Raw genomic sequence first — 14,885 nt, 5'->3', positions numbered from 1 at the left:
ACGGGGTTTTGGTGTAATTTTTTTTAGAATCCTAAACTTACAAAATTATTGAATTTCAGTCATTTAGTTAAAATTTACATACAATTTCAAAACTTATTGAGAAATGTAAATTTTAATGTTCTAATTTTGATGCGTATAAATACCTGTTTTTGAATTGGCATAATGAAATTTAGCATACAAAATAAAAGTATTCGTTATTAATAACATATAGATTATAGATTCTGTTTACTTTTTAAATTAGCCTCAAATACCCCCAAATATTATGAATAAAATTTTACTTTTATTTACCGCTGTTTTTTGTTTTCTCTTTACTAAACTTAAAGAAGCATTTACGTCTTTTTTACCGGTTAATAATCAAGACAATTTATCCGACAACATTGTATATAAAAATGCAGCTCGATTGAAGACTTTTGTGTTTTCGCTGGTTTTGTTGTTTTTTATTAACGTTGCTTTTGCCCAGAGAACAAGTACTGCTCCTGGTAACTGGAGTGCTGCTTCAACTTGGGCTAATGCAAATATTACTAGAACAGGAACGGTTACTTCTTTAAGTAGCTCTACTACTGTTAATGGGACTGGGACATTGTTTTTAACCGAATTGTCAGTTGGCTCAGTTATAAGAACATTAGGAAATACAGCTATAGGTACAGTTGCTTCTATTGCTAGTAATACGAGTTTAACATTGACTGCAAATGCCTCAAATAGCGTTACAGCTCAAACTTACCGAACTACAAGTGGACCGCCAAGTCCAGTTGATAATGTAACAATTGTATCGAATCATATTGTTGCTGTGAATGGCATCTACACTTGTGCTTCACTCGCAATAGCCCCAACAAATACCAATACTGCTACACTTCAATTTTCAGGCGGGTCAAGTCAACTTACTGTAAATGGGACGGTTACTCTGGGTAATAATGGTGCTCCTACTAGGAGAGGTAGTTTGGATATGACAAATGGAGGAACTATAATTTGCCAAGGATTTTCTCTAGCAAATACTGGGGCAAATCTCTTTACAGCAGGAACAGGAACTGTTCAATTAACCACAACAAATACTTTGCCTACTACTATTTTTACTTCATTTAATAATTTGACAATAAGTAATGGTACTACAACCAATAATGCTACACTTACTGTTTCGGCAGCTCTAACAGGAGCTGGAGGGTTAACGAATTCATCTGGAGGGACACTTAATCTTAATGGAACTTCTTCAATCACAACACTTACAAATGCTGGTACTGCAGCCAAAAATGGCACGGGAGCAATAACTACAGCTCTAGCAAATTTTACCAATACAGGGACATTTGACATTAATGGCTCTGGTGCAATTACTGGAGTTACCAATAATTCTGGTGGGACATTCAATATTAATGGTTCTAACACAGTTACCGGAATTACTAATAATGCTGGAGGAACACTTAATATAAATGGATCTGGTGCAATAACTGGGATTACCAATAACGGAACTGTAAATCTTGCAGGTTCAGGAACCATTACTACTTTTAATAACGCAACAGCTGCGAGTCAGCTTAATATATCTATTGCACCAGTACCTACGATTAGTACTCTTACTGCAACTTTTGCGGGCAATACGGTAAATTATAGTGGTGCTGCACAAACGGTAATAGCAACAACATATTCTAATCTTAGATTATCAGGTTCTGGTACTAAGACATTTGCTGGTGCAACAACTGTAGACAATGGCTTAATTATAGACACGGGAGTGGTAGCCAGTTTAGGCACAAACAATCATACCGCATTGACATTGTCACTAAATGCGATCGGTCAGAATTCAGGTTCATATGGTAGCTCCGCTTCTGCAGCAACCTATAAAAACAGTACTTTTTTTGGTGTTGTAGGTTTAGGACAACTTAATGTAGCTAATTTTACATGTACAGCAGGTACTTGGATTGGAGCAACAAGTACTGATTGGAATACTGATGCAAACTGGTGTGGAGGAATACCCACAGCAACAACTGACGTAGTTATACCAACAGGAACTACTTTCTCGCCAACTATTGCAGCAGGAACTACTGCAAATTGTAGAAATATAACGATTAATGCTTCGGCTACTTTAACGTTAGCTAATAGCGCAACAAGTTTATTAAATATAAGTGGAGATTTTGTGAACAGTGGAACTTTTACTGCTGGGGCTGCCAGTATTGTGAGTTTTGTCGGAGGAGGATCACAAGCTATTGGAGGCGGTGCAACAATATTTTCTAATTTGAATATCAATTCTGGGACTACTACTTTGGGAGTTGGGACTACAATTGGAGGGAATCTGAATATTGCTTCAGGGGCTACTTTGGCTACTGCAAATTTTAGTTTAGATTTAAAAGGAAATTTTACCAATAGCAGTACGTTTACTGCAGGAAGTTCTGCAATTACTATAAGTGGTACTGCCGCACAAAGTATAGCTGGTTTTACAACCACAGGTCTAGTTTCTATGACTAATACAGGAAGTACAGTTACATTTGCAGGCAATGTAAATGGCGCGGGATTGACGATAAATGGAACAGGAACTTTGAATTTAGGTACTAGTTTAACGCATACTTTTACAGGAAATTGGACAAGAACTGCTGGGACTTTAAATGGAGGTTCAAGTTTATTAAAAGTAGGTGGTGATGTTAGTGGTACAGGTGGGACTTTTACAGCCGGTACTGGAACCGTAGAATTTAATAGAGCTGGTGCGCAAAATTTAGGGTCAAGTGCATTGACATACAATAATTTGACACTTTCAGGGTCAGGAACTAAAACTTTTGGAGCTATTTCAACCGTAAGTGGTAATTGGTCTATGGTATTAGGACCTTTGGCTAATTTGGGAGGATTTACACACACGGCAGGAACACTTGTTTTGGGTGGAGCAGGACCGCTTTTAAATTCATGGGGATCTACATCATCCGGAGCTGCAAATACAACTAATGATTACTTTACAGGTACTGGTATAATCAACGTTTCCTCTGCGCCATATCCTGCAATTGATAATAATTATGCCTCCTATTCTAGTGGTGTTAGTGGTCAAGTGGCTGGAAGTTCAGGGGAATATGCAAATCCGCCTACCAATACGATTGCAGGTTCAGTAACACTTGCTGCTCCTGCAGGTTCTGCTTTTATCAATGTGAAGTTTGCAAGTTATGGTAGCCCAGTAGGAACCTCTCCAAATTTTACGATAGGAACTTGTCATGCATTTAACAGTCGTACTGTAACTACAGGTTTATTAGGTAGTAATGTAGCAACAATTCCTGCATCTGGTTCTTTTAATGCTACATTTGGAGATCCTTGTTATGGGGTAGTGAAATCCTATAATGTAGTAGCTACTTATGCGGAACCATTTTGTGCCACTTCTACAGTTTCTTCTTTTGTTATAAATGGTTCAACACCAACAGGAGGGAATGGGATCTATACTTTTTTATGGGAAGTAAGTACAACAGGACCAAGTAGTGGTTATGGTCCAGTTTCAGGAACAAATAATGCTGAAGATTATACAGTTCCCGCGGGTATAAATCAAACTACTTATTATAGGAGAACAGTAACTTCGGGTATTTACTCTGATGCTACAATTGTTATTGTACAAGTGACAACAGGGCCACCCGTTCAACCTATCTCGTTTACCTCTGCTACAAATTGTAATGGAACAGCCACTCTTACAGTTAGTGGAGGTTCGCTTGGACTAGGAGGTTATGCTGAGTTTTATTCAGGCTCTTGCGGTGGTACGGTTGTGGGAACATCAAATGTTATACCTGCTAGTTTAATAGTTAGTCCAACTATGGGCAGTACAACTTACTATGTGAGATATCTAAATAGTTGCAATAAAGTTGCAGCGTGTATGAATACAACGGTAGCAAATACAGTTTCAATTGCAGCCACTGCAAGTACATCTGCAGTTTGTTTTAGCACAGCTTCTCAAAACGCATTTCTAGCTTATACAGCCACTTCAGGCACTCCTGATAGATATAGTGTAGTTTGGGATACGGCTGCGATTACAGCTGGATTAGTAAATCAAACAGATGTTACTTTTGCTTTTGTAGCAGCTGGAGGAACATTAAATACCATTGCTATTCCTGCAAATGTTCCTGCTGGTACTTATACAGGAACACTTACTGTAAAAAGAAACAGTACAGGATGTGTGAGTTTTATGAATAGTTTTACAGTAACAATACGTCCGGCTTTCACATCTGGCGCTATCAATACAACAGGCGAAACGATTTGTAATGGAGGTACACCAGCAACTACTGTAGGCAGTGCAACAGCAGCCAGTGGAGGTGATACTACAATTACCTATTCATGGAGATCTTCTGCTGATGGTTATGTGGCTGCGATATCCGGAGCTACAAGTGCTAGCTATTTACCACCATCAGGCTTGACAACAACAACTAGTTACCGCCGTTATGCTAAAGACGGAACTTGTAACACTACTCCATCAGTAGCTACAGGAACTTGGACCGTAACAGTAAGAGCTTTATTTACTTCAGGAGCTATCAATACAACAGGCGAAACGATTTGTAACGGAGGTACACCAGCAACTACTATTGGAAGTGCAACAGCAGCCAGTGGAGGTGACACTACAATTACCTATTCATGGAGGTCTTCTGCTGATGGTTATGTGGCTGCTATATCCGGAGCTACAAGTGCTACCTATTTACCGCCATCAGGCTTGACAACCACAACAAGTTACAGACGTTATGCTAATGATGGCACTTGTAATACTATAGCAACGGTATCTACAGGGACATGGACAGTAACGGTAGTAGCGGTTCCAGTAGGGCCGGTCATAGCCAAAAATCCAAACGTAGCTACAGTATGTGCGGGTACTACATTGACAATGACATTGACAACAGCAGGAACAGGCGGAACAGGAACTTCACAGGATGAATATCGTTATAATAATGGTTCGGGCTTAACAGCATGGGCAACAACAGTTCCAAGTTTTGCAGCAGTAGTAGGAACCAATACAATAGAATCACGAAGAACATCAACAGGAACAGGCTGTACAACAGCGTCAGGAAACACGCTAAGTTGGACAGTTGTAGCGGTTCCAGTAGGACCAGTTATAGCCAAAAATCCAAACGTAGCTACAGTATGTGCGGGTACTACATTGACAATGACATTGACAACAGCAGGAACAGGCGGAACAGGAACTTCACAGGATGAATACCGTTATAATAATGGTTCGGGCTTAACGGCATGGGCAACAACAGTTCCAAGTTTTGCAGCAGTAGTAGGAACCAATACAATAGAATCACGAAGAACATCAACAGGAACAGGCTGTACAACAGCGACAGGAAACACGCTAAGTTGGACAGTTGTAGCGGTTCCAGTAGGACCAGTTATAGCCAAAAATCCAAACGTAGCTACAGTATGTGCGGGTACTACATTGACAATGACATTGACAACAGCAGGAACAGGCGGAACAGGAACTTCACAGGATGAATACCGTTATAATAATGGTTCGGGCTTAACGGCATGGGCAACAACAGTTCCAAGTTTTGCAGCAGTAGTAGGAACCAATACAATAGAATCACGAAGAACATCAACAGGAACAGGCTGTACAACAGCGACAGGAAACACGCTAAGTTGGACAGTTGTAGCGGTTCCAGTAGGACCAGTTATAGCCAAAAATCCAAACGTAGCTACAGTATGTGCGGGTACTACATTGACAATGACATTGACAACAGCAGGAACAGGCGGAACAGGAACTTCACAGGATGAATACCGTTATAATAATGGTTCGGGCTTAACGGCATGGGCAACAACAGTTCCAAGTTTTGCAGCAGTAGTAGGAACCAATACAATAGAATCACGAAGAACATCAACAGGAACAGGCTGTACAACAGCGACAGGAAACACGCTAAGTTGGACAGTTGTAGCGGTTCCAGTAGGACCAGTTATAGCCAAAAATCCAAACGTAGCTACAGTATGTGCGGGCACTACATTGACAATGACATTGACAACAGCAGGAACAGGCGGAACAGGAACTTCACAGGATGAATACCGTTATAATAATGGTTCGGGCTTAACGGCATGGGCAACAACAGTTCCAAGTTTTGCAGCAGTAGTAGGAACCAATACAATAGAATCACGAAGAACATCAACAGGAACAGGCTGTACAACAGCGACAGGAAACACGCTAAGTTGGACAGTTGTAGCGGTTCCAGTAGGACCAGTTATAGCCAAAAATCCAAACGTAGCTACAGTATGTGCGGGCACTACATTGACAATGACATTGACAACAGCAGGAACAGGCGGAACAGGAACTTCACAGGATGAATACCGTTATAATAATGGTTCGGGCTTAACGGCATGGGCAACAACAGTTCCAAGTTTTACAGCAGTAGTAGGAACCAATACAATAGAATCACGAAGAACATCAACAGGAACAGGCTGTACAACAGCGACAGGCAACACGTTAAGTTGGACGGTAAACCCAAATATACCAGCCAGTGTCAATATATCGGCGTTACCATTGGGGGCAATTTGTGCAGGAACATCGGTAACTTTTACCGCTGCACCAACTAACGGAGGAACAACACCAACCTATAAATGGTACAAAGGAGGGGTTTTAATTCCAAGTGAAACAGCAGATACATATACAACAACTACTTTGGCAAATGGAGACGCAATTACTTGCGAAATGACATCGAATGCTACTCCTTGTTTAACAGGAAGCCCAGCAATTTCAAATGTTGTGACTATGACAGTCAACGCCCTACCAACAGCCCCAACGATAAGTTCCAAAACAGACATAAGCTGTACAGTAAGTACCGGCAGTGTTACTTTGGGAGGCTTACCTAGTGGTACATGGACAATTAATCCTGGTCCTGGCGCAATTTCAGACACAGGAACCTCTTATACCGTTACAGGTTTGGCTGTAAACAGTTATACCTTTACGGTAGCAGACGGAAATGGTTGTCCATCAGCACCATCGGCTTTTGTTTCGATATTGGACTCCTCGTCTACAACTTGGAACGGTACAACTTGGACTAACGGAACTCCTAATTCAAGTAAAAGCGCCATAATTGCGTCAGTAACTCCAAACCAGCCATTTACTGCCGATATTGCAGCCTGTGCTTTGACAGTTGATGCGGGTATAATTGTAACGGTTCCATCAGGAGTTACATTAACAATCACTAATGCGGTAACGACCAACGGTCAATTAATTTTCCAGAACGACGCGAGTTTGGTACAAGATGCAGCTACTACTACCAACTCAAATTCGGGAGCTATTGAATACCAGCGTAGCTCGGCACCGATGAAGAATTTCGATTATACGTATTGGTCTTCACCGGTTACGGGACAAAGTGCGCTCGGATTGTCTCCCAATACCTTTCCTGATAAGTATTTTAAGTATAACGGAACTGCTAATGCTTGGGTTTTTTATAATGGAATAATGACGCCGGGAGTGGGCTATATTATCCGCACGCCCAAAGGGGGTATCTGGCCCAATGGAGAAAATGTTGTTTTCCCATACTCACAGCCCGTTGCATTCAAAGGAGTTCCCAACAATGGGGATTACAGCTATGCAGTAGGACCCAACGAATTCAATTTGGTAGGAAATCCTTATCCATCGGCTATAGATGCAGATGAGTTTATGAATGTCAATAGCGATTTATATGCTAGCGGATTGTATTTCTGGACGCACATTACGCCAATAGCGACAAGCGGTCCGAGTTATCAATCAAGTGATTATGCTACTTATAATGGATCAGGTGGAACAGCTGCTTCTACAGGGGGTGCTCCACCATCAGGTCAAATAGCTGCCGGCCAATCGTTTTTTGTGGGTAGTGCTAATATAACAGGCAGTAGTTTTAAATTTACCAACTCGATGCGGGTAGCGGGAAATAACAGTCAGTTTTTCAAAATGTCGAAGACCAAGAAATCGGCAGCAATTGAGAAAAACAGGGTCTGGTTGAACTTGACTAACTCAGGAGGAGCCTTCAAGCAATTGTTGGTTGGTTATATCGCCGGAGCTACCGATGATGTGGATAAATTATACGATGCGGCAAATTTTAACGGCAATACGTATGTTAATTTTTACAGTCTCAATAATGGGAAGAACTATACGATTCAGGGACGAGCAGTGCCTTTTAAAGCCACAGACGAAGTACCATTAGGATATAAAAGCACCATTGAAGGGCCTTTTGAAATAGGTATTGCAAACAGAGACGGTCTATTGGCCAATCAGGAGATTTGGCTGGAGGACAAGAAAACGGCAGTGATGCATGATTTGACCAAAGGGAGTTACAGCTTTACAGCAATAAAAGGCACCGAAAACGATCGTTTTGTGTTGAAATACACCAACAAGACCTTGGGCACCGATGACCATGAAATTGTTGAAAAAGCGTTGAATGTATATGTAAAAAACAAGAAAATCACGATAGTTTCTACAGCCGAAGCTTTGGGAGATGTTTTTGTTTATGATCTGAGAGGAAGGTTGCTTTATGAAAACAAAAACACAGACAAAAATGAATTTGTGATACCCAATTTGAATTCTGGTGATCAGTTTTTGATTGTTGTCGTACAATTGGCAAATGGCAAATGGGTCAGCAAGGAAATCGTTTTTTAGAACACAGTCCCACTATTAATTTAATCCCATCCTGAAAAACAGGATGGGATTTTTTTTGATCCCAGATATATTTATTTAATAATTTTTATAAAATAGTCCGATTTGTCAGTTCGAGCGCAGTAGAGAACCACTAGAGCATCTCGACTGCGCTAGATGTGACAAAAATAGTATTGGACTATATTGTAGAGGTTTTGGGTATTAATTAGTGTTAATTTGTGCTCTTTTTTTGTAAAAAGTATGCTGCAACTTTGCAGACTCTCCGTATGCTAACCAAATTTTATAGAGGTTTATTTGTTTTATTCTGTTACAAAGTCTTAAAATTTTGTATTACTAAAAATTATTTAACATATAATACTGTGAATCATTTTTTATATAAATGGATTACAAATTTTTAATTTAACATTTGTTTATCTAATAAAATATAACTTTTATCGATATATTGGAGAATATTAGTTTTAACTTTGTTAAAATTTCTTTAGGTGCTTATTATAAAGTATTTGCACTTATTTCTAATGGCAATGCCAACTGATTAAATCAGGTTCGTTAGTAAAAAATAAATAATTCTAATTATGAAATTAAAATTACTTTCCGTACTGTTGATTCTATTACTATGTCAAAGCGCCAGTTTTGCTCAATGTACTTTTGCCAATCAACCTTTTATCGCTACGCCCACCGTTCAGTCCATTTGTTACAATACCGAAGTTATTTCCCCCAATGTAGGTGAGGTGGCTACTGCCGGAGTAACTGTTGGGACTTATGTCGCTGTAAATGTGATAAAGGGTTACACCTATGCGATAAAAACAACAAATACAGATTTAGGTTTTATAAAAAGAGTCACGCTTTTTGAGAGTACTGCAACGGGTACAAGTCTTGCAACAGCAATTTCATCGACAAATACTACTGCTATTTCTCTAGGTTGGACGGCCACTTTTACGGGTGTTTTGTATGTTCAATTCAACAATGATTCAAATGCTTGTGCTGCGAGCACAAGTGCCGACACTATTACGATTGCTTATACCGGAGGTAATGATACAGGCGATTCTCAATTGGCTTATGGAGTCAATTCTTGGATTGGACATGTTTATAATTTTTCGAATACGGTAGGAGTTCCACCAAATGATGCTAATGCTTTTTCTAATTATTTGGGTTATTTTAATCAAACAAATACAGTTACTGGTACAACAACATCATTTAGTCAAAATTACGGAGGGAGTGACACTTGTTTTCCGTATGTAGCTGATGGTGCTCCGGCAACTTTTAGAACGGATACCTATGCAGTAAAATACAGGATGCGTTCTACGTTGAATGGCTGTTATTTAGTGAAAATTGATGGGGATGATGGTGTTCGATTGACTGTAGATGGCGTTAAAGTATTTGATGCCTGGATTCAGCAGGGAACAGCAACTTATGATAATGTTTTAGTTTATCTTGATGCAAGTAAGAATGGAGGTACTGGAACTGATTTGTTGTTTGAATACTATGAAAAAAACGGAGGAAATGTTTCTAATTTCACCATGACACCTTTTGTGGCTGGTTCCAATTCGGTAACAGCGCCCTCGCCTTTTGCTGTTTGCAGTGGTGCTTCGCCAGGAGTTATTGATGGTTCTGCGTTTGTCTATAATGGAGCAACGGTTAATCCAACGATAAAATTTCAATGGCAATCGTCACCTGATAATAGTACTTGGAACAATATTTCTGGAGCGACTTCAGAGGATTATACACCGCCGGCCATTACAACTACCACCGTGAATGTGACGGTTTATTATAGGAGAGTAGTTTCGGCAGTTGCTGCTGCGGCGTCCAGTTGTGTTTATACTAGTAATTCGATAGCCATTACTACCAGTCCCGTGGGAACCATACCGGTACCGTTTGCTAATGCAGCTACAGGGGTTACCTGTTCGCAAATTAATGCCAATTGGTCTCCATCTGCCAATGCTTCAAGTTATTTAATTGATGTAGCGACAGATACTGGTTTTGCGAGTATTCTTCCTTTATATAATAATCTAAATGTTGGGGATGTAACGACTTATACTATTACGAATTTACCACCTTCTTCTACTTATTATTATAGAGTTCGTGCGATGAATGGTTGCAGTACAACAGCAAGTTCGGGAACGATATCGGCTACAACATTGGCATTTGTACCAACAACACAGGTAGGAAGTAATTATCAAATATGTATTGACAGCCCTACTTTAAATACAAGGACTACTGCCTCTATCAATTCTGGACAATATGTTTTACTCGATGTGGTGCAAGGATTTGGGTATACATTTTCTGTAGGGGATGTTTTTTCTGGACTAAACGAAAGTTTAAATATTTTGGATGCCAGTACTAATAATAATGTGAGTCCTACGGCATTTTCAACTGCTGCTGCTGGAACATCTTTGAACTGGACTGCCACATTTTCGGGACAAATAAAAATAGTTCTTTCCAGTAGTGATTGTTCAAATACAGGAGCAACAGGGGGGGCATTGCAATTAAAATTAAATACTGTTGGTGACACATTAGATTCTCAAACTATTTTTGGTGATAATGCTTGGATAGGATATGTGTACAATTGGACAGTAGGTCCTCCTCCAGGAGGCGCATCACCAAATACACTGACAACAAGTCTTCCTTTTGTAACTGCCAATTATGCTGGTTATTATAATGAGCCTGAGACTATTTTATCCCAAGGTTTTGGCGGTGATACGGGTTGTTTCCCTGTACTAACGGCTGAAGTGAATAGAACAAATGTTTACGCAGATAAATTTGCAGTTCGTTATAGAATGAAATCAACTAAAGTTGGTTGTTATTTGGCAAACATGAATGGTGATGATGGATTTCGTTTGTATGTAGATGGTACATTGGTTTTTAATTCATGGGGTGATAAAGGCAATACAACTTTTGGTAATGTTTTAATATATTTGACAGGTTCTAGTGAGTTGGTTTTTGATTATTATGAGAATGCTGGAGGGAATGTTGTTGGTTTTAGTATGACTCCTTTTGTTGCTAGTTCGAATACAATAACAGCTCCAACTCCTGCATTGGTTTGTAGTGGAACCACTCCAAATACTATAATAGGTACACTTACTTACAATGGTGCAACAGTTAATCCGACCATTAATTTCCAATGGCAATCGTCACCAGACAATACAAATTGGACTGATATACCTAGTGCAACCTTACAAAATTATACACCAGTTGCTGTAACTACAACAACATCAAATGTTACTGTTTATTACCGAAGAATTGTGGTCGGCTCAAGCGCGGCTACCTCGGGTTGTACCTATACTAGTAATGTGATTTCCATAACTACGAGTCCGGGGATAGCAGCAGCACCATCCTCTCCTTTTGGTTCTGGAGCAGCTTGTACTCAAATTACGGCTAATTGGTCGGCTTCGGTTGATGCGACAAGCTACCGATTGGATGTCTCAGCAGTAAATACTTTTGCAAGTTTTGTTGCGGGGTATAATAATTTGAATGTTGCCAATGTAACTGCTTATCCTATAACGGGATTAACAGCAGGTGTAACTTATTATATTAGAGTTCGCGCTGTAAATGGCTGTGGTACAAGTTCCAATTCTGTTACAGCAACCTTTTCAACGTTGTCTGCAACACCAGCCACACCAGGAACAGTAAGTGGAACAGCAGCACAATGTCCATCATTGACTGGACAGGTTTACAGTATAGTAGCGGTGGCCAATGCGACAACTTATAGCTGGACTGTTCCAACAGGTTGGACAATAACTGCTGGAGCTGGGACTACAAGTATTACGGTATCTACTGGTACAACAGGTGGAAACATAAGTGTTACAGCTGGGAATAGCTGTGGTACAAGTGCAGTTAAAACTCTCGCAGTTACGGTAGGAACTACCACTAGCGTAGGCGGAACTTTGAATGGCAGCACAACGGTCTGTGCGGGAACAAACAGTACTTTATTGTCACTAGCAGGATTTACTGGAACTATTCAGCGTTGGGAATCTTCAACTGATAATTTTGTTTCGGTTGTTAATTCTATAGGAAATCTAACCGCAACTTACACAGCAACAAACTTAAGTACGACTACTCAATATAGAGTTGTTGTAAAAAATGGTACAAGTTGTGCTGTAAATTCTTCAACTGCGGCTATTGCGATTACACCTAGTTTGACAGCAGTAGGTGTTACACCAAACATTCCTCAATCATTTTGCAGTAATAGTGCTGGAACACTTTTGGCAGCAACAATTACAGGCGGCGGAGTTACGACCAATCAATGGGGAAAACGTTCAGTATCGGGTGGAGCAATTACAGCAATTACAGGCCAGACAGGACCAACATATACTCCAACAGGAGCAGGCTTAACAGCAGGAACTTGGTTTGTGGTTTGTACATCTACTCCAACTTGTGGTAGTCCGATAATTTCAAATGAGGTTCTGGTTGTGGTCAACGCCCTACCAACAGCCCCAACGATAAGTTCCAAAACAGACATAAGCTGTACAGTAAGTACCGGCAGTGTTACTTTGGGAGGCTTACCTAGTGGTACATGGACAATTAATCCTGGTCCTGGCGCAATTTCAGACACAGGAACCTCTTATACCGTTACAGGTTTGGCTGTAAACAGTTATACCTTTACGGTAGCAGACGGAAATGGTTGTCCATCAGCACCATCGGCTTTTGTTTCGATATTGGACTCCTCGTCTACAACTTGGAACGGTACAACTTGGACTAACGGAACTCCTAATTCAAGTAAAAGCGCCATAATTGCGTCAGTAACTCCAAACCAGCCATTTACTGCCGATATTGCAGCCTGTGCTTTGACAGTTGATGCGGGTATAATTGTAACGGTTCCATCAGGAGTTACATTAACAATCACTAATGCGGTAACGACCAACGGTCAATTAATTTTCCAGAACGACGCGAGTTTGGTACAAGATGCAGCTACTACTACCAACTCAAATTCGGGAGCTATTGAATACCAGCGTAGCTCGGCACCGATGAAGAATTTCGATTATACGTATTGGTCTTCACCGGTTACGGGACAAAGTGCGCTCGGATTGTCTCCCAATACCTTTCCTGATAAGTATTTTAAGTATAACGGAACTGCTAATGCTTGGGTTTTTTATAATGGAATAATGACGCCGGGAGTGGGCTATATTATCCGCACGCCCAAAGGGGGTATCTGGCCCAATGGAGAAAATGTTGTTTTCCCATACTCACAGCCCGTTGCATTCAAAGGAGTTCCCAACAATGGGGATTACAGCTATGCAGTAGGACCCAACGAATTCAATTTGGTAGGAAATCCTTATCCATCGGCTATAGATGCAGATGAGTTTATGAATGTCAATAGCGATTTATATGCTAGCGGATTGTATTTCTGGACGCACATTACGCCAATAGCGACAAGCGGTCCGAGTTATCAATCAAGTGATTATGCTACTTATAATGGATCAGGTGGAACAGCTGCTTCTACAGGGGGTGCTCCACCATCAGGTCAAATAGCTGCCGGCCAATCGTTTTTTGTGGGTAGTGCTAATATAACAGGCAGTAGTTTTAAATTTACCAACTCGATGCGGGTAGCGGGAAATAACAGTCAGTTTTTCAAAATGTCGAAGACCAAGAAATCGGCAGCAATTGAGAAAAACAGGGTCTGGTTGAACTTGACTAACTCAGGAGGAGCCTTCAAGCAATTGTTGGTTGGTTATATCGCCGGAGCTACCGATGATGTGGATAAATTATACGATGCGGCAAATTTTAACGGCAATACGTATGTTAATTTTTACAGTCTCAATAATGGGAAGAACTATACGATTCAGGGACGAGCAGTGCCTTTTAAAGCCACAGACGAAGTACCATTAGGATATAAAAGCACCATTGAAGGGCCTTTTGAAATAGGTATTGCAAACAGAGACGGTCTATTGGCCAATCAGGAGATTTGGCTGGAGGACAAGAAAACGGCAGTGATGCATGATTTGACCAAAGGGAGTTACAGCTTTACAGCAATAAAAGGCACCGAAAACGATCGTTTTGTGTTGAAATACACCAACAAGACCTTGGGCACCGATGACCATGAAATTGTTGAAAAAGCGTTGAATGTATATGTAAAAAACAAGAAAATCACGATAGTTTCTACAGCCGAAGCTTTGGGAGATGTTTTTGTTTATGATCTGAGAGGAAGGTTGCTTTATGAAAACAAAAACACAGACAAAAATGAATTTGTGATACCCAATTTGAATTCTGGTGATCAGTTTTTGATTGTTGTCGTACAATTGGCAAATGGCAAATGGGTCAGCAAGGAAATCGTTTTTTAGAACACAGTCCCACTATTAATTTAATCCCATCCTGAATAAACAGGATGGGATTTTTT

At 40.3% G+C, this 14,885-nt stretch carries 2 protein-coding genes; both read left to right on the top strand.

What is annotated here, in order from left to right; all coding sequences use genetic code 11:
- The first annotated feature begins 262 nt into the window (after window positions 1-262).
- Window positions 263-8,557: a T9SS sorting signal type C domain-containing protein gene (locus tag OLM57_RS03645; protein ID WP_264565882.1), complete on the top strand. Its 8,295-nt coding sequence runs from the start codon at window positions 263-265 to the stop codon at window positions 8,555-8,557.
- A gap of 569 nt (window positions 8,558-9,126) precedes the next feature.
- Window positions 9,127-14,829, top strand: coding sequence for a fibronectin type III domain-containing protein (locus tag OLM57_RS03640; protein WP_264565881.1), 5,703 nt, complete (start codon window positions 9,127-9,129; stop codon window positions 14,827-14,829).
- Window positions 14,830-14,885 lie beyond the last annotated feature (56 nt).

The sequence above is a fragment of the Flavobacterium sp. N3904 genome (genome assembly GCF_025947305.1).
Taxonomy (GTDB): Bacteria; Bacteroidota; Bacteroidia; order Flavobacteriales; family Flavobacteriaceae; genus Flavobacterium.
The sequence above is the reverse complement of the archived record's forward strand: the minus strand, read 5'-3'. Positions and strand labels throughout refer to the sequence as shown.

Coding starts and splice junctions, on each gene's coding strand:
- OLM57_RS03645 (WP_264565882.1), top strand. CDS start 263: ATGAATAAAATTTTACTTTTATTTACCGCTGTTTTTTGTTTTCTCTTT.
- OLM57_RS03640 (WP_264565881.1), top strand. CDS start 9,127: ATGAAATTAAAATTACTTTCCGTACTGTTGATTCTATTACTATGTCAA.